The sequence below is a fragment of the Frigoribacterium sp. ME-P-080 genome (assembly GCF_030209595.1).
GTDB lineage: Bacteria > Actinomycetota > Actinomycetes > Actinomycetales > Microbacteriaceae > Frigoribacterium.
Genome location: NZ_JARVRR010000006.1, coordinates 64,178 through 81,305 on the forward strand (window position 1 = coordinate 64,178; position 17,128 = coordinate 81,305).

A 17,128-nucleotide genomic window follows, 5' to 3' on the forward strand; every position below is an offset into this window, starting at 1 on the left:
CTGACGATGATAGTGCGACGGACCGGGAGAACCCGGTCAGCGCACCGCCGTCGTGGCCCGGTCGCGGCCGGTGAGGTCGGGATGCGTGGCCGGGGAGCGCCAACCGTCGGCCGTCAGGAGGTCGCGGATGGCGCCTCCTTGGAGCTCGCCGTGCTCGATGACGAGCGCTCCGCCCGGGCGCAGCAGCCGCCGGGCCGTGAGGGACAGTGCGCGGACCAGGTCGAGGCCGTCCTCACCGCCGTAGAGGGCGAGCGCAGGATCGTGGAGTCTCACCTCGGGGTCGCGCGGGACCATGCCGACGGGCACGTACGGCGGGTTCGACACCACGACCGAGACCGTGCCGTCGAGTTCGGGCAGGGCGTCGGCGAGGTCGCCCTCGACGAGGCGCACGTTGTCGACCCCCACCGCGTCGATGTTGCGACGGGTCCAGACGGCCGCCTCGGGAGACAGCTCGACGGCGACGACCGTGGCCGTCGGCACCTCGGAGGCCATCGCCAGGGCCAGGGCGCCGCTCCCGGTCCCGAGGTCGACGGCGACGGGTGACGCGTCCGCCCTGGAGCGCAGGGCGTCGATCGCCAACTGGGCGACGCCTTCGGTCTCGGGTCGCGGGACGAAGACACCCGGCCCCACGCGCAACTCGAGGTGGCGGAACGACGCCCGCCCCGTGATGTGCTGCAGGGGCTCGCGGGAGGCGCGGCGCGTGATCGCGGCGACCAGCGCCTCCTGCTCGTCCGGTGTCAACGACGCGGCCGTGACGGCCCTCGCCCGCACGGCTCCCCTGGTCAGGCCCGTGACGTGGCCGAGCAGGAGTTCGGCGTCGACGTCGGGCGACGGTACCCCGGCGTCGACGAGGACGGTCGACGCGACCCGGAGGGCCACGTCGACCGTCGTCACGCCGTCGAAGGCCGTGGCGATCGCATCGGTCACGACGCGGTGTCACCGATCTCGGCGAGACGTGCCTCTTCGTCGGCCTGGATGCACGACTCGACGACCGCGTCGAGCGCACCGTCCATGACGGCGTCGAGGTTGTACGCCTTGTAGCCGGTGCGGTGGTCGGCGATGCGGTTCTCGGGGAAGTTGTAGGTGCGGATGCGTTCCGACCGGTCCATGCCCCGGATCTGGCTCTTGCGGGCGTCCGACGCGATGGCCGCCTGCTCTTCTTGCTGACGGGCCAGGATGCGGGCCCGCAGGACGCGCATGCCCGCCTCGCGGTTCTGCAGCTGGCTCTTCTCGTTCTGCATCGCGACCACGATGCCCGTGGGCAGGTGGGTGATGCGGACGGCGGAGTCGGTCGTGTTGACCGACTGGCCGCCGGGGCCGCTCGACCGGTAGACGTCGATCTTGAGGTCGTTCTGGTTGATGTCGACCTCTTCGGGCTCGTCGACCTCGGGGAACACGAGCACGCCCGTGGTCGAGGTGTGGATGCGGCCCTGCGACTCGGTCGCCGGCACCCGCTGCACGCGGTGGACGCCACCCTCGTACTTGAGGTGCGCCCAGACGCCCTGCGAGGGGTCGGACGCGTTCGACTTGAGCGCGACCTGCACGTTCTTGTAGCCACCGAGGTCGGAGTCGTCGCTCGCGATCATCTCGGACTTCCAGCCCTTCGACTCGGCGTAGTGCAGGTACATGCGCAGCAGGTCGGCCGCGAACAAGGCGCTCTCGGCCCCGCCCTCGCCGCCCTTGATCTCCATGATGACGTCGCGCCCGTCGTCCGGGTCGCGCGGGATCAGGAGGCGCCGCAAGCGCTCCTGGGACTCGTCGAGCGCCTGCTCGAGGGCGGGCACCTCGTCGGCGAACGCCTCGTCCTCCTTCGCGAGTTCGCGCGCGGCCTCGAGGTCTTCAGCCGCCTGCTGCCACGCCGAGTGGGCAGCCACGATGCGGCTGAGCTCGGCGTAGCGGCGGTTGATCTTCTTGGCGCGTGCGGCGTCGGCGTGGACCGCCGGATCGCTGAGCTGCGTCTGCAGATCGTCGTGCTCGGCCAGCAGCACGGCCACCGACTCGAACACGCTCAGTGCTCCTTGTGGCCGGAGTCGTGTCCGTTCGACGCGGGGACCGACTTCTGGACCTGGACGAGGAACTCGACGTTCGACTGCGTCTCGCGCAGGTTGCGCAGGACGATCTCGAGGGCCTGCTGCTGGTCGAGCCCGGCCAGGGCGCGGCGCAGACGCCAGGTGATCTTGACCTCGTCGGGGCTGAGCAGCATCTCTTCACGTCGCGTGCCCGAGGCGTTGACGTCGACCGCGGGGAAGATGCGCTTGTCGGCCAGGTGGCGCGACAGGCGGAGCTCCATGTTGCCGGTGCCCTTGAACTCCTCGAAGATGACCTCGTCCATCTTCGAACCGGTCTCGACGAGCGCGGTCGCGAGGATGGTGAGCGAGCCACCGTTCTCGATGTTGCGCGCGGCACCGAAGAAGCGCTTGGGCGGGTACAGGGCCGACGAGTCGACGCCACCCGAGAGGATGCGGCCCGACGCGGGTGCGGCCAGGTTGTACGCACGGCCGAGACGCGTGATCGAGTCGAGCAGCACGACGACGTCGTGGCCCAGCTCGACGAGGCGCTTGGCGCGCTCGATGGCCAGCTCGGCGACGGTGGTGTGGTCCTCCGCCGGACGGTCGAACGTCGAGGCGATGACCTCGCCCTTGACCGTCCGCTGCATGTCGGTGACCTCTTCGGGGCGCTCGTCGACGAGCACGACCATGAGGTGGACCTCGGGGTTGTTGATCGCGATGGCGTTGGCGATCGACTGCAGCACGAGCGTCTTGCCCGCCTTCGGCGGCGAGACGATCAGACCACGCTGCCCCTTGCCGATCGGCGACACGAGGTCGATGATCCGGGTCGAGAGCTTCTGGGGCTCGGTCTCGAGACGGAGGCGCTCCTGCGGGTAGAGCGGGGTCAGCTTGCTGAACTCGACGCGCTTGGCGGCCTCGTCGACGGGCTGACCGTTGATCGAGTCGATCCTGACGATCGCGTTGTACTTCTGGCGCCCCTGGCCCTGGTCGCCCTCGCGGGGCTGACGGATGGCGCCGACGACCGCGTCGCCCTTGCGCAGGTGGTACTTCTTGACCTGACCGAGCGAGACGTAGACGTCGCTGGCGCCGGGCAGGTAGCCCGTGGTGCGCACGAAGGCGTAGTTCTCGAGCACGTCGAGGATGCCCGCGACGGGGATGAGGACGTCGTCCTCGCCGATCTCGGGCTCGACGTCGTCGTTCTGAGCCCCACGACCGCGCTTGCGGTCCCTCTGACGACCACGGCCCTGTCGGCCGCCCTCGTCGTTCTGACCGCCGGACTGGGGGCCGTTGCCGGACTGCTCGCCGCGGGCGGCGTCGTTCTTCTCGCCGGCTTCGCGCTGGGCCTGCTGCTCGGCCCTCTGGTCCGCGCGCTGCTGGTCGCCGCGCTGCTGCTGGCCGTTCTGGGGGGCATCGGCCTTCTGGCCGCCGTTCTGCGGAGCGTCGGCCTTCTGGCCACCGTTCTGCTGGTTGCCGTTCTGCTGGCCACCGTTCTGCTGGCCACCGTTCTGGTCGGCCTGGGTCTGCTGCTGACCGCCCTTGCCGCGGTTGCGGTTGCGGCTCCGGCGGCCCCCACCCTGCTGGCCACCGTTCTGCTGGTCGCCGCCCTGCTGGTCGGACTGGCCCTGCTGGTCGGACTGGCCCTGGTCGGACTGGCCCTGGTCGGACTGGCCCTGCGCTTCGGAACCGGCCTCGTCGGAGGGCGCGGACGGGGAGGTCTCGAGGGAAGCCGAGCCGTCGGCGGCCGGGGACTCGACCGACGCACCGGGCTGCGCCGCGTCGGCGGCGACGGACGCGTCGGAGGCGCGGCGCGAGCCGCGACGACGCGACGGGCGCTCGGAGGCGGCCTTCTCGGTCGGAGCCTGCTCGGTCGAACCCTGCTCGGCGTCGGCGGCCCCGGCGGCCTCGACGGCCACGGCCTCGGTGGCGGGCACCTCGACGAGAGGAGTGACACCGGTCTCGCCGGCGTTGACGTGGGCGCCGGCGGCCCGGGACTCGGGAGCCCCGGCGGCCGACGTGGCCCGGCGCGAGCCCCGGCGGGCACGGGTCGGTGCCTCGGTCGGCTCGGTCGGCTCGGTGCCCGTCTCGGCGACGGGGGCCTCGGCACCCTCGGCGACGGCGGTCTCGACGGAGGCCTGGACACCGGCGTCGACGACTCCGTCGAGCGTCGGCTGGGGCGCGACCTCGCTGGCCGCCCCCTCACCCTGCTTCGCCGCGATGGCGGCCACGAGGTCGCCCTTGCGCAGCTTGGAGATGCCGCTGATGCCCAGCGACGAGGCGAGGGCCTGCAGCTGGGGCAGGCGCATGGCGGTGAGTTCGGGCGTGGACGGCGCAGCGGCGCCGTTCTGGACGTCAGTCACGAGTGATGGGTTCCTTTCGCTCCCCCGCGTTGATCGGCGGGGCAGAGCTGGTCACACCTCGTGGCCTCTCACCTGCACTGAACGGGTTCGCCCCGAGGGGGCGACCCTGTGCCGGCTCTGCCCTGAACGAGCAGCTGCCCGGGATGAGCAGGAGGCCTGGGAGGTGCGGTGCGCGCCGACCAGATCGGCAGACGAACACTGCTATATGTGCACTACGGGATGTGCGACCCGGGGACTCGAAGACTTGTGACCCCACGCGGTAGCCCCTGCGAAGAACTGCGGGGACGAAGCTAGATGCCCAGGAAATCTGAGTTTTCTACCGGGTGCGGCACCACTGTAGCACCTTTGAGATCGACGGCCAGCATCAACGGACGCCACGCCGAGACGGCGTGTTCGCGCACCAGTTCGGCGGCGAACAAGCGCTGTGCCGGGTCGCTGCCGAGGACCAGGAGGGAGGGGCCGGCCCCCGAGACGACGGCCGCGAGACCGGCGTCGCGCAGCATGCGGATCAGGGCGTCGGTCTCGGGCATGGCACTGGCGCGATAGCTCTGGTGCAGGCGGTCCTCGGTCGCCGCGAGCAACAACTCGGGACTCTGCACGAGGGCCGCCACCAGGAGAGCGGACCGCGACACGTTGAACGTGGCGTCCTCGTGCGGAACGGAGGCGGGCTGCAGGCTCCGCGCCAGCTTCGTCGAGAGCGTCGATTCGGGCACGAACACGACGGGCGACACGCCTCGGTGCACGAGCAGTCGCTTGTGGGACGGACCGTGCGAATTCATCCAGGCGATCGTGAGGCCGCCGAACAGCGCGGGTGCCACGTTGTCGGGGTGACCCTCCATCTCGGTCGCCAGGGCGAGCAGAGCCGCGGAGTCGAGTTCGACCGTGCCCTCGAGCAGTCCCTTGGCGGCCATGATGCCCGAGACGATCGCGGCTGCGGACGACCCGAGTCCCCGGCCGTGCGGGATCGCGTTGCGGGCCCGGAGCCGAAGCCCCGGCAGAGGGACGTCGACCGACGCGAAGGCCGCGGCGACGGCCTGGACGACGAGGTTCGACCCGTCGGTGGGCACCTGGCCGGCCCCGACGCCCGTGACCTCGACCGAGACCCCGGGCTCACCGGTCGCCGTGACCTCGAGCTCGTCGTAGAGCGACAGCGCGAGCCCCAGCGTGTCGAAGCCGGGACCGAGGTTGGCCGAGGTCGCGGGGACCTTGACCAGCACCGAACGCCCGACGACCCCGGGGGTCATGCAGAGGCCGGTGCGAGACCGAGCACCTCGGCCACCCGGGCCGTGTCGCTCGCGACCACGGTCGGTTGCACGTCGCTGCCGTCGGCGCGCCGCAGGGCCCATTGGGGGTCCTTCAGGCCGTGGCCCGTGACGGTGAGGACGACCGTGGCCCCGGCGGGGATGACCCCGGCGTCCGCCCGCTCGAGCAGACCCGCCACGCTGATGGCCGACGCGGGCTCGACGAAGATGCCGACCTCGGCCGAGAGGATCTTCTGCGCGGCGAGGATGGCTTCGTCGGTGATGGCCCCGAACCAGCCGTCGGTGAGGTCACGCGCCTCGAGGGCGAGCTGCCACGAGGCGGGGTTGCCGATGCGGATCGCGCTGGCGATGGTCTCGGGGGCCTTGACGACCTCACCGGCGACGATCGGTGCCGAGCCGGCGGCCTGGAACCCGAACATGCGCGGCAGCTTGGTGGCGCGGCCGATCTCGAGGTCTTCACGGTAGCCGCGCGTGTAGGCCGTGTAGTTGCCAGCGTTGCCGACCGGGATGAAGTGGAAGTCGGGGGCGTCGCCGAGCACGTCGACGACCTCGAACGCCCCGGTCTTCTGGCCCTCGATGCGGTCGTTGTTGACCGAGTTGACGAGGTGCACCGGGTAATTGGCGGCGAGGTCGCGTGCGATGTCGAGGCAGTCGTCGAAGTTGCCCTGGATCTGCAGCAGCTGACCGTCGTGCGCGACGGCCTGGCTCAGCTTGCCCATGGCGATCTTGCCCTCGGGGACGAGCACGGCGGCCGTGATGCCGGCGTGGGCGGCGTAGGCGGCGGCCGAGGCGGACGTGTTGCCGGTCGACGCGCAGATGACGGCCTTGGCCCCGTGTTCGACGGCCTTCGAGATCGCCATCGTCATGCCGCGGTCCTTGAAGGAACCGGTCGGGTTCATGCCCTCGTACTTGACGTAGACCTTCGCGCCCGTGCGGTTCGACAGGGCCGGAGCCGGGATGAGCGGCGTTCCGCCCTCGCCGAGGGTGACGATCGGGGTGGCGTCGGTGACGTCGAGACGGTCGGCGTATTCGCGCAGGACACCCTGCCACTGGTGGGCCATCAGGCTCCTTCGACTCTCAGCACGCTCGTGACGGAGTTCACGACCGTGGCGTTCTTCAGGGCGGTCACCGTGGCGGCGAGGTCGGACTCGCGCGCCCGGTGGGTGCCGATGATCAGCGTAGCGGTGGCCACGGCGTCGCCCTCGCCCGTGACGCCCGGCGTCGCACCCGACGTCTGTTCGACGTTGTGCACGCTCACGCCGTGGTCGCTGAGCACCCCGGCGACCTCGGCGAGGACGCCCGGCTGGTCCGCCACGTCGAGCGTGATCTGGTACCGCGTGGACACGCGACCGATCGGCAGGACGGGCAGGTTCGCGTGGGTGGACTCGGCGACGCCGGGGCCGCCGATGACGTGGCGTCGCGCGGCCGAGACGAGGTCGCCCAACACGGCGGACGCCGTCTCGACTCCCCCGGCTCCGGCGCCGTAGAACATGAGGTCTCCGGCCGACTCGGCCTCGACGAAGACGGCGTTCTTCGCTCCGTGCACGGCCGCGAGCGGGTGGCTCAGCGGAACGAGCGCCGGGTAGACGCGTGCGCTGACGCCCTCGACGCCGTCGTCGTCGACCAGGCGCTCGCAGATCGCCAGGATCTTCACGACGTACCCGGCCTTGCGAGCCGCGACCACCTGGTCGTGCGTGACGGACGTGATGCCTTCGCGGTGCACGGCGGAGAGGGGCACGGCCGTGTGGAAGGCGAGGCCGGCCAGGATGGCCGCCTTCTGCGCCGCGTCGTAGCCCTCGATGTCGGCCGTGGGGTCCGCCTCGGCGTAACCCAGGGCCGTGGCCGTCGCCAGGGCGTCCTCGAGGCTCGAGCCGTCGGTGTCCATGCGGTCGAGGATGAAGTTCGTCGTGCCGTTGACGATGCCCATGATGCGTTGGACGCGGTCGCCGGCGAGGCTGTCGCGCAACGGGCGGATGATCGGGATGGCACCGGCCACGGCGGCCTCGTAGTACACCTGCGCGCCCACCTGCTCGGCGGCGTCGAACAGCTCGGGACCGTGGCTCGCGAGCAGGGCCTTGTTGCCCGTGATGACGTCGGCCCCCGAGTTGAGGGCCTGTAGCACGTAGCTGCGGGCCGGCTCGAGTCCGCCGATCAACTCGACGACGATGTCGGCGCCGACGATCAGCGACTCGACGTCGGTCGTGAACAGCTCGCGCGGCAGGTCGACGTCGCGCGGCGCGTCGACGTCGCGCACCCCGATGCCGACCAGCTCGAGCCCGGCACCTGCGCGCCCGGCGAAGTCGTCGCCCTGCTCGAGCAGCAACCGCGCCACCTGCGACCCCACGGAGCCGGCGCCCAGCAGGGCGACCCTCACGTTGCGGTATTCGATCATGTCAGTCCGTTCTCGGGTGCTTCGTCGGCGGGGTGCGGTGCTCGCACGAGGTGAGGAGGCGCGGATCGCTCAGTCGAGGCCGGCGTCGCGGGCCAGCAGGTCGGCTTCGCTCTCGCCCCGCACGATCACGCGTGCCCGGCCGTCGCGCACGGCCACGACGGGCGGACGCCCGACATGGTTGTAGTTGCTGGCGAGGCTGTGGCAGTAGGCCCCGGTGGCGGGCACCGCGAGCAGGTCGCCGGGGACGACGTCGCCGGGGAGGTAGTCGGCGAGCACGACGAGGTCGCCGCTCTCGCAGTGCTTCCCGGCAACCCGCACGAGAGCGGGCGGGGCCGAGGAGGTGCGGTTCGCGATGCGCACGGAGTAGTCCGCCGCGTACAGGGCCGTCCTCGCGTTGTCGCTCATCCCGCCGTCGACGCTGACGTAGCGGCGCACCGCGCTGCCCTCGTCGATCGCGACCGAGACGTCCTTGATCGTGCCGACCTCGTAGAGCGTCGTGCCGGCCGGACCGACGATGACGCGTCCGGGCTCGACCGCGAGGAGCGGCACGTCGACGCCGAGGCGGAGGCACTCCGCCTGGACGATGTCGGCCAGGGCGACGGCGAGGTCGTCAAGCGGGCGGGCGTCGTCGGCGCTCGTGTACGCGATCCCGAAGCCCCCGCCGAGGTTGAGCTCGGGCACCGGGCCGGACGCCAGCAGGTCGGCGTGCACGGCGAGCAGGCGGCGGGCGGCCTCCGCGAAGCCGTCCGAGCCGAAGATCTGCGAGCCGATGTGCGAGTGCAGGCCGACGAACTCGAGCGACGGCTGCCGGCGGATCGAGTCGACGATGTCGGCGGTCTCGGAGAGCGGGACGCCGAACTTCTGGTCTTCGCGGGCGGTGGCGAGGTACTCGTGCGTGGAGGCGTGGACCCCCGAGTTGACCCGCAGGCGCACCCGCTGGACGCGTCCGTGCCGTTCGGCCGCCGCGGCGACCCGTCCGACCTCGGCGGCGTTGTCGAGCACGACGGTGCCGATGCCGGCCTCGACCGTGCGGTCGATCTCGGCGAGCGACTTGTTGTTGCCGTGGAACCCCATGCGGGCGGGGTCGACCCCGGCGGCCCGGGCCACGGCGAACTCGCCGCCGGTGCAGACGTCGACGGCCATGCCCGCCTCGGCCACCCAGCGGGCGACCTCGGCGGAGAGGAACGCCTTGGCGGCGTAGTAGACCGTCGCCGTCGTGCCGATGCGGGCCGCCTCGCGCTCGAACGAGCGGACGGCCTCGACCGCGCGGGCACGGGCGTCGTCCTCGTCGAGGACGTACAGCGGCGTGCCGAACGACGCCACGAGGTCGGAGACGGTGACGCCGCCGAGCACGAGTTCGCCGTCGGAGCACCGCTGGGCCGTGGCCGACCAGACGGCCGGGTCGAGGGCGTCGGCATCGGTCGGCTCGTGGAGCCAGGCGGGGGCCAGGGGGTTCGGGGACACGCGGACCTCGGGGGTTCGAAGGACGGGGAACGACATCAGAGCCTACCGACCGCCGAGGTGCGTGACGGCCAGGGTCGGGGCGACCTCGTCGCCACACCGGAGGTCAGGAGCAGGACCCCTTGGTGCCGATGCCGCTCGACGAGATCGGCAGGCCCGGCGACGTGACGTCGAGGGTCGCCGCCGACGGCGTGACGTTCACGGCGGTGAGGGTGGTGCCCTGGGGCAGGTACTGCGCGGCGCACACGTCGAAGGCGTAGCCGCCGATGAAGGGGGCGAGGTCGAGCGACACCGACGTGTCCCGCAGCGACGCCGTGGTCGGGGTGAGCGAGATGACCCGGCCCTCGCTCGTGATCGAGGGGGTCGCGACGACGTCCACGGGGACGACCGTGTTCACGAGCGGGATGGTGAAGTCGCGGGCGTAGGTGACCTGTCCGTCGCCGAAGGAGATCGCTCCGCCGCTCTCCTGCACGGCCGCGAGCCCGTTGACGGTCGCCGCGTCGGCGGTGACCGTGCCGGTGATGGCCCCGGTCGAACCGCTCAGGTCGGTCGGCACGTCGCGGACGTCGAAGTCGAACGACAGGCCGCCCGAGGACCCGGCGGACGAGATGGTGGCCTGCTCGATGGTGCCCTGCACCAGCTGCCAGAGCATCGAGAATCCGCCGATCTGCACGTCGACGGGACCGGCCGCGTCGCCGAGTTGCTGCGAGATCTGCTTCTCGGCCTGGTCCTCGGCGACCGTCCGCACGACGAGGTCGGCGACCACGGCCAGAATCCCCAGCACGACCACGATCCCGAGCAGGACGAAGACGAAGATGCCGAAGCCCCGGCCACGGCGACGGGCGACGGGCTTGGCCTCGAAGAAGTCGGAGTCGATGTCGCTCATCGGGCCATCTTGTCAGCCGGGTGGCGAGGGACGCTCACGCCGCGCCTCCTGCGGTCGAGAGCGAGGAGGCGCGGCGCGCGCGGTCACATGCGGTCGGGTGCCGAGACGCCCAGCAGTCCGAGCCCGTTGCGGATGACCTGGCCCGCCGCGTCGTTGAGCCACAGGCGGGTGCGGTGCAGGTCGGTGACCTCGTCGTCGCCGAGCGGCGTGACGCGGCACGTGTCGTACCAGCGGTGGTAGGTGCCGGCGAGTTCTTCGACGTAGCGGGCGACGCGGTGCGGCTCGCGCAACTCGGCGGCCTGGACGACGACGCGGGGCAGCTCGGACAGGGCGCCGAGCAGGGCGCTCTCGGTCTCGTGCGTGAGCAGCGACGCGTCGAACGCGTCCCGCGTCACGCCGGCGGCCTCGGCGTTGCGCGCGACCGCACGGGTGCGCGCGTGGGCGTACTGGACGTAGAAGACGGGGTTGTCGTTGCTGCGCTTCGTGAGCAGGTCGAGGTCGATGTCGATCGAGCTGTTCACCGGGCTGCGGACCAGCGAGTACCTGCCGGCGTCGACGCCGACGGCGTCCACGAGGTCCTCCATCGTGACGACGGTGCCCGCACGCTTGGACATGCGCATCGGCTCGCCGTCGCGCAGCAGGTTGACCATCTGGCCGATGAGGATCTCGAGGTTGACGCCCGGCTCGTCGCCGAACGCCGCGCACATCGCCATCATGCGACCGACGTAGCCGTGGTGGTCGGCGCCGAGCATGATGAGGTTGCGTTCGAAGCCACGTTCGCGCTTGTCGAGGTAGTACGCCAGGTCGCCGGCGATGTAGGCGGCCTCGCCGTCGCTCTTGACGATGACGCGGTCGCGGTCGTCGCCGAAGTCGGTGGTGCGCAGCCAGGTGGCGCCCTCGGACTCGTAGACGTGCCCGAGCTCGCGGAGCCGGGCGATGGCGCGCTCGACGGCCTGGGATTCGTGCAGCTCGTTCTCGTGGAAGTACACGTCGAAGTCGACGCCGAAGTCGTGCAGGGACGACTTGATGTCGGCGAACATGAAGTCGACGCCGGCGGCGCGGAAGACCTCTTGCGCCTCGTCACGCGGCAGGGCGGCGGCGTCGACGCCGGTCGAGGCCACGACGCGCTCGACGATGTCGCCGATGTACTGCCCGCCGTAGCCGTCGTCGGGGGTGGGTTCGCCGAGCGCGCTGGCCAGGAGGCTGCGGGCGAAACGGTCGATCTGCCCACCGTGGTCGTTGAAGTAGTACTCGCGGGTGACGAGCGCGCCCTGCGCCTGGAACACGCGGGCGAGGCTGTCGCCGACCGCTGCCCAGCGCACGCCGCCGAGGTGGATCGGGCCGGTGGGGTTCGCCGAGACGAACTCGAGGTCGATGGTGACGCCCCGGTAGTAGTCGCCGCGACCGTAGGACTCGCCCTGCTCGACGATCGAGCGCGCGAGGAGGCCCGCGGCCGCGGCGTCGAGGCGGATGTTGATGAACCCGGGGCCCGCGACGTCGACGTCGGCGACGCCGTCGACCTCGGCCAGGTCGGCCGCGATGTCGGTGGCGAGCTCACGGGGGTTCGTGCCGACGCGCTTGGCGAACTTCATGGCCACGTTCGACGCCCAGTCGCCGTGCTCGCGGTTCTTCGGACGCTCGAGCGCCACGTCGCCCTCGGTCACCGCCACGTCGACGGTGCCTCGGCGTTCGAGGACGCCCTGGACGACGGCGAGCAGGGACGTGGAGAGTTCGGCGGGAGTCACGAGGGTCGATCTTACCGGGAGGCACGGAGACGACGACGAGCCCGACGTCGGTGATGATGGAGGGATGAGCCCCGCCTCGACCCGCTCCCCCGTCGTCCTGCGCACCCTCGTCGTGACGGGTGCCCTCGCCCTGACTCTGACCGCCTGCACGGCACCGTCGCAGGCCGCGCCGAGCGCGACCCCGACCACGGGCGAGGAGTCGTCCTCCACCCCCGTCGCGACGCCGACGGCGGCGGCCACGCCCGAGCTCGTGAGCACCCCGTTCGACGTCGACTGCGGCGAGCTGCTCGATCCCGGCTCGCTCGCCTCCTGGTACCCGGGGTTGACGGCCGTCGCCGACGACGAGGCGAGCGGCGACGCGAGCCGCGACGGTGAGGCCCTGCAGCAGGTCGCCGACGCGGACGGCACGACGTGCACGTGGCAGGACTCCAGCGGCGCCACCGTCACGGTCGGTGTCGCGCACTTCGACGCGGACAGCCTCGACGAGCTGGCCAACGACCTCGTCGCGACCAGCAACTCGGTGCCGACCTTCGGCGTCGAGGGCTACTTCGACACCCCCGGTGAGATCGGCACGGCCGAGGCGTTCTCGTCGCCGGCGTTCGTCGTCGCCCGTTCGACGACCTTCCTCGAACCCGGCGACGCCGAGCCGGTCGTGTCTGCCGTGCTGTCGGCGCTGAAGCAGGTCGACTGAGACCGAGGGCGGGAGGCGCGCTCCGGTGAGGAACGCGGCCTAGGCGACCAGCGCCTCCTGGTCCGTTCGCGAGGCGACGGACGCGGCGAGGCGCCCTACCGCGACTGAGGCGGCCAGGGAGGCCAACAGCGCCTCGAGCTGGCCGACCGGGGCTCCTCTGTCTTCGGGGTCCCACTGCACGCCGACGACCGGGGCCGAGTCGTGCTCGACGGCCTCGACGGTGCCGTCGGAGGCGCGGCCGACGACGCGCAGGCCCTGGCCCAGGCGGCCGACGGCCTGGTGGTGCGCGCTCTGGACGACGGGCTCGGTGCCGAGGGCCCGCGCGAGGCGACTACCGGGCTCGAGCCCGACGGCGTGCGGGTGCATGAGCTGGTCGACCGGCGCGTCGGGGGTGCGGTGCACCCCGTCGTGGTCGTCCAGGTGTTGCACGAGGTCTCCGCCGAGGGCGACGTTGATCACTTGGTGGCCGCGGCAGATACCCAGCAGCGGAGTGCGGCGGGCGACGGCGCGGCGCACGACGGCGAGCTGGGCCTCGTCGGCCACGGGGTCGTGGCGACCCTCCCCCGGGTAGCCGGTCGCGCCTCCGTAGAGACGGGGAGAGAGGTCCTCGCCACCGAGGACGACGATCGCATCGGCGTCAGCGGTCACGCGCAACAGCTCGTCGGTGCCGAGGTCGCCCGCGGCGAAACGCGTCGCCTGCCAGCCCGCGGCCTCGGCGGTCGCGCGGACTCGGGAGTTCATGTCGTCGACGTAGGCGTGGTACTCGGGGGCGTGCGGCCGGTGCCGGGCGACCTCGACCACGGCGAGACGCATCGAGGCGACGGCGGGGTCGCTCGGGCGGGTCGACGGGGCGGCGTACGAGGTCATGGCTCCATGCTGCCGTCGGGACGGGCGCCCTGCCAGGTGCGTGTCGTCGCGTTACGCCGCTGCGGCGGCAGCGGTCGCGCCGCCGGCTCCCTCAGGGGTGGTCAGGGCCACAAGGAGGCGCGGGTCCAGCCGTCGCCGTCGCGGTCGTACCGCAGGCGCACCTGGTCTCGGCCCGTGGTGGCCTGCCAGAACTCGATCGAGGTGGGGTCGACCCGCCAGGCCGTCCAGTCGTCGGGGACGAAGGTGTCGTCGGACTCGATCGTGGCCTTGGCCTCGGCGAGGCGACGCCGCGTCTCGGCCTCGTCGGTGATCGGGCTGCTCTGCGGCTGCGTCATCGCGACGGCGCGCGAGTCGGGGTGGCGAGCGGTGAAGTCCTTCTCGCTGACGTCGCGCGGACCGGGCGTCGCCCGGCCGAGCACGCGGACCTGGCGGCCCTGCTCGCGCCAGTACAGGGTGAGCGCCACCCGGGGGTTCTCGGCGATCTGCCGTCCCTTCGGGCTGATCGACGAGGTCGCGAACCAGAGGGCACCGTCGTCGACGTCCTTGAGGAGCAGGGTGCGGGCCGTGACGTCGCCGTCGGACGACGAGGTCGAGATCACCATGGCGTGCGGCTGGGCGACGTCCTGGTCGACGGCCTCGACGAGCCACGCGACGAACTGGTCGACCGCGTCGTCGGCCACGTCGTCGACGTCGAAGGTGGGCAACTCGGGGTGGAAGACCTTGGCGGAGCGGAGACGCTCGCGCAGCGTCGGACCCTCGGGGTCGGTGCGGTCGGAACGGGTGCCGGAGTCGGCTCGGTCGGTGCTGGTGTCGTCGGTCACTCCCCCACGATGCACCTCCCGCGGCGGGGCCGTCCCAGGCCGGACCGATTCGCTGCTAACCTGGACGACGTTCCCGGGCCCCCATAGCTCAGGGGATAGAGCACTGCCCTCCGGAGGCAGGGGCGGCAGTTCGAATCTGCCTGGGGGCACCACTTCTTCTCTCGAAGCCCCTCTCGATGCGCAGGCCTTCCGGTGCCGCGGTCGAACGGCCCCGGCAGGTCAGTCGGACTGCTGGCGGCGGGCGCGGTCGGCGTCGTCGCGGTCGAGCTCGCGACGCAGGACGCGTTCGGGGACGGCGACGTGCTCGGCGGCCTCGCGCATGCTCGCTCCCCCGGCCCGTAGCTGACGGGCCGCGTCGAGGCGGCGTCTCGAGACGGGGGGCTTCGGGGTCTGCGCCACCCGCGCCTCCTGCCGTTTGCGGGTCTCGGCACGGTGCAGCTCACCGCCGACCTGCTCGTCGAAGCGGGCCAGGGCGGCGGTGACGCGGAAGAAGAAGCGGCCGTAGGCGTTGAGCTCGTCGATCTGCTCGTCGATCGAGCGGAAGGCGACGCCCAGGGCGTCGAGGGTCGCCATCACCCCCACCAGCTCGGCCACCGAGCGGCCGATCCGGTCGACGTTCGTCACGACGAAGACGTCGCCTTCCCGCAGGCTGCCGATGGCCTTGGCGAACTCGGGGCGGGACTGCCTGGTTCCGGTGGCGTGGTCGACGAAGACCCGTTCGCACCCGCCCGCCCGCAGGCGCTCCACCTGGCGATCGGACGACGGGTCGTCTCGCGAGATGCGGGCGTACCCGACGACGGTCACGGTGGGCCTTCCGGCGAGGCGAGGGTGGACAGAGAGGTGAGGCCCCGCCGACGGCGAGGCCTCGAGGACGTCCGCCGGGAGGCGTGCGTCAGTGGTGGGTCGAGCTCAACTGTAGGTGAGCGCGATCACGGCGACGTCGAGCGTGCGGTACGAACCCTCACGCCGGACGGCGGTGCGGACGCGACCCCGCAGCACCTCGAACAACCCGTCGGACTCGTGCACGAACCCGATCACCCCGGCGGTCGGCGTCGACACGCGGTGGAATCCGTCACCCAGGGGGACGACCTCCGCTCGGGACGTGCGCTCCAAGACAGCACCCATGATGTCTCCTTCTTCGTTCTCCGGCCCTCGTACCGGGCCGTCATCGCAGCGTACCCCGCAGGTGGGGTACAAGTCCCCGTGGAGTTGTCAGACTGGTCCTCTGACTCGTTCCTCGGACAGAGGCGGGGCCTCGCCGTCCGATCAGGCCGGCGGAGCCTCGGGCAGGGCCCCACGACGCCGTCGGCGACCGGCCGCGATCGTGACCCCGACGCTCGCCGCCGTGACGCAGGCGAGGGCGACGACCTCGCGCACCCCGAGCGCCTCGCCGAGCACGACGAGGCCGGCCAGGGCTGCCACCGCCGGCCCCAGGCTCGACAGGACGCCGAACACGCGCGTCGGCAGCCGCCGCAGCGCCACCGACTCGAGCGCGTACGGGATCGCGGAGGTCAGGGCGGCCACCACGAGGAACACCAGCAAGAGGCGCGGGTCGGCCCGGACGGCCACCGTCGCGTCGTGCGCCCCGAACGGGACGACCACGAGGGCGGCGACCAGCATCGCGGTCGCGAGGGCGCCCATCGGGTCACGGCCTCGACCCAGGGCGGCGTTCGCGAGGATGTAGCAGGCCCAGAACGCCCCGGCGCCGAGGGCGAGCAGCACGCCGACGACGGGGATCGCCCCGGTCGAGTCGGAGCCGAGCAGCACGACCCCGGCGAGGGCGAGCAGGGCCCAGGCCGCGTCCCACCAGCGTCTCGTCTGCACGAGTGCCACGACCAGCGGACCGAGGAACTCGAGGGTGACCGCGACCCCGAGCGGCACGACGTCGATCGCGAGGTAGATGAGCGAGTTCATCCCGGCGAGGGCGAGACCCAGCAGGACCACGCCCGGCCACGTCCGGCGGGGCCACCGCCAGGGGCGCGGTCGGAAGACGAGCACCAGGAGCGTCGCGCCGAAGGCGAGGCGCAGGCTGGCGGCGCCCAGCGGTCCCAGGGCCTCGAAATGCGTCTTGGCGAGGGCGGCCCCGAACTGCACCGAGACGATCGCCGCGACGGCGAGCAGGGGCGACGGCACACGGCCGAGGGGGCTGGGGTTCACGGGGCTCCGGGTTCGTCACGGGGTGCGCGGCGGCACAGTACGATCGTGGCATGAGCGACGCCTTCTCCGTCATCTCGCCGGTGGTGGAGCTCTTCGGCTGGTTCGGGTTCATCGTCGGCACGCCCTTCCTCCTGGCCGGGTGGGTGCTCCGGCGCCGCGCGACCCGCCTCGAGAGAACCGTCGGCGTGGTCATCCCGCCGCCCGACTGGGCCCGTGCCGCCACCGCCCGATGGATGGACGTCGACGGGCAGCTGCACGAGACGCAGTTCGGCGACGTCCCGGTGACGACGCCGCTCGAGACCGAGCTCACCGTGCACTACGACCCCGACCGACCCCACCGGGCCCGCGTCCACCCCCCGCACGACGACGGACGGGCTCCCCGCACCGTGGGGGTCGTGCTCTACGCCGTCGGGGCGGTCTGCGCCGTCGCGTCGGTGGGCCTGCTCTTCGTCTCCTGACCCGTCCGGCGGCCGGTTCGAC

Annotated in this window: 16 protein-coding genes and 1 tRNA gene; 3 read left to right on the forward strand and 14 right to left on the reverse strand. The window is 72.0% G+C overall.

Features of this window, described 5'->3' with window-relative positions; all coding sequences use genetic code 11:
- Positions 1–36: 36 nt before the first annotated feature.
- The 9 genes from prmC to argS form a co-directional block, all read right to left on the reverse strand.
- On the reverse strand, positions 37–927 hold the full coding sequence (gene prmC / locus QRN23_RS11610; RefSeq protein ID WP_370516159.1) for a peptide chain release factor N(5)-glutamine methyltransferase: 891 nt from the start codon (positions 925–927) through the stop codon (positions 37–39).
- Positions 924–2,006 carry a peptide chain release factor 1 gene (gene prfA, locus QRN23_RS11615; RefSeq protein ID WP_159825242.1) on the reverse strand — a complete coding sequence of 361 codons (1,083 nt, stop codon included), beginning with the start codon at positions 2,004–2,006 and terminating at the stop codon, positions 924–926. The genes prmC and prfA overlap by 4 nt, the downstream gene beginning before the upstream one ends.
- Positions 2,007–2,008: 2 nt before the next feature.
- The gene (gene rho, locus QRN23_RS11620) at positions 2,009–4,366 is read right to left on the reverse strand and encodes a transcription termination factor Rho (RefSeq protein ID WP_502874815.1); all 2,358 of its coding nucleotides are present in this window, start codon (positions 4,364–4,366) and stop codon (positions 2,009–2,011) included.
- Positions 4,367–4,656: 290 nt separating this feature from the next.
- On the reverse strand, positions 4,657–5,610 hold the full coding sequence (gene thrB, locus QRN23_RS11625) for a homoserine kinase (protein WP_123570242.1): 954 nt from the start codon (positions 5,608–5,610) through the stop codon (positions 4,657–4,659).
- Positions 5,607–6,689, reverse strand: coding sequence for a threonine synthase (gene thrC, locus QRN23_RS11630; RefSeq protein WP_056045920.1), 1,083 nt, complete (start codon positions 6,687–6,689; stop codon positions 5,607–5,609). The genes thrB and thrC overlap by 4 nt, the downstream gene beginning before the upstream one ends.
- The gene (locus QRN23_RS11635; RefSeq protein WP_056045923.1) at positions 6,689–8,020 is read right to left on the reverse strand and encodes a homoserine dehydrogenase; all 1,332 of its coding nucleotides are present in this window, start codon (positions 8,018–8,020) and stop codon (positions 6,689–6,691) included. The genes thrC and QRN23_RS11635 overlap by 1 nt, the downstream gene beginning before the upstream one ends.
- Positions 8,021–8,089: 69 nt before the next feature.
- Positions 8,090–9,520 (reverse strand): diaminopimelate decarboxylase, encoded by a 1,431-nt coding sequence (lysA, locus tag QRN23_RS11640; protein WP_285063608.1) that lies wholly within the window; start codon positions 9,518–9,520, stop codon positions 8,090–8,092.
- 67 nt (positions 9,521–9,587) lie between these two features.
- Positions 9,588–10,367: an LmeA family phospholipid-binding protein gene (locus tag QRN23_RS11645; RefSeq protein ID WP_285063609.1), complete on the reverse strand. Its 780-nt coding sequence runs from the start codon at positions 10,365–10,367 to the stop codon at positions 9,588–9,590.
- Between the two features lie 83 nt (positions 10,368–10,450).
- Positions 10,451–12,112, reverse strand: a complete 1,662-nt coding sequence (gene argS / locus QRN23_RS11650; protein ID WP_173151002.1) for an arginine--tRNA ligase — start codon at positions 12,110–12,112, stop codon at positions 10,451–10,453.
- Positions 12,113–12,176: 64 nt separating this feature from the next.
- Between argS and QRN23_RS11655 the strand changes: the two genes are divergently transcribed.
- Entirely contained in the window at positions 12,177–12,803 is a 627-nt protein-coding gene (locus QRN23_RS11655) for a hypothetical protein (RefSeq protein WP_285063610.1), read from the forward strand.
- Between the two features lie 39 nt (positions 12,804–12,842).
- On the opposite strand, the gene QRN23_RS11660 is transcribed toward QRN23_RS11655, so the two are convergent.
- A complete protein-coding gene (locus QRN23_RS11660) occupies positions 12,843–13,670 on the reverse strand; it encodes a gamma-glutamyl-gamma-aminobutyrate hydrolase family protein (RefSeq protein WP_285063611.1) in 828 nt (275 codons plus the stop codon).
- Between the two features lie 101 nt (positions 13,671–13,771).
- Positions 13,772–14,491 carry a pyridoxine/pyridoxamine 5'-phosphate oxidase gene (locus QRN23_RS11665; RefSeq protein WP_158612839.1) on the reverse strand — a complete coding sequence of 240 codons (720 nt, stop codon included), beginning with the start codon at positions 14,489–14,491 and terminating at the stop codon, positions 13,772–13,774.
- Between the two features lie 77 nt (positions 14,492–14,568).
- On the opposite strand from QRN23_RS11665, the gene QRN23_RS11670 reads away from it, so the two are divergent.
- Positions 14,569–14,643: transfer RNA gene (locus QRN23_RS11670), tRNA-Arg, on the forward strand.
- 67 nt (positions 14,644–14,710) lie between these two features.
- Here the strand turns inward: QRN23_RS11670 and QRN23_RS11675 are convergent.
- The 3 genes from QRN23_RS11675 to QRN23_RS11685 all read right to left on the reverse strand — a co-directional run bounded on the left by QRN23_RS11675 (position 14,711) and on the right by QRN23_RS11685 (position 16,648).
- A complete protein-coding gene (locus tag QRN23_RS11675) occupies positions 14,711–15,295 on the reverse strand; it encodes a recombinase family protein (protein ID WP_123570249.1) in 585 nt (194 codons plus the stop codon).
- 105 nt (positions 15,296–15,400) lie between these two features.
- On the reverse strand, positions 15,401–15,616 hold the full coding sequence (locus tag QRN23_RS11680) for a hypothetical protein (RefSeq protein WP_148053617.1): 216 nt from the start codon (positions 15,614–15,616) through the stop codon (positions 15,401–15,403).
- Positions 15,617–15,757: 141 nt separating this feature from the next.
- Positions 15,758–16,648 carry an EamA family transporter gene (locus QRN23_RS11685; RefSeq protein ID WP_123570250.1) on the reverse strand — a complete coding sequence of 297 codons (891 nt, stop codon included), beginning with the start codon at positions 16,646–16,648 and terminating at the stop codon, positions 15,758–15,760.
- A gap of 50 nt (positions 16,649–16,698) precedes the next feature.
- On the opposite strand from QRN23_RS11685, the gene QRN23_RS11690 reads away from it, so the two are divergent.
- Positions 16,699–17,106 (forward strand): hypothetical protein, encoded by a 408-nt coding sequence (locus QRN23_RS11690; protein WP_285063612.1) that lies wholly within the window; start codon positions 16,699–16,701, stop codon positions 17,104–17,106.
- Positions 17,107–17,128 lie beyond the last annotated feature (22 nt).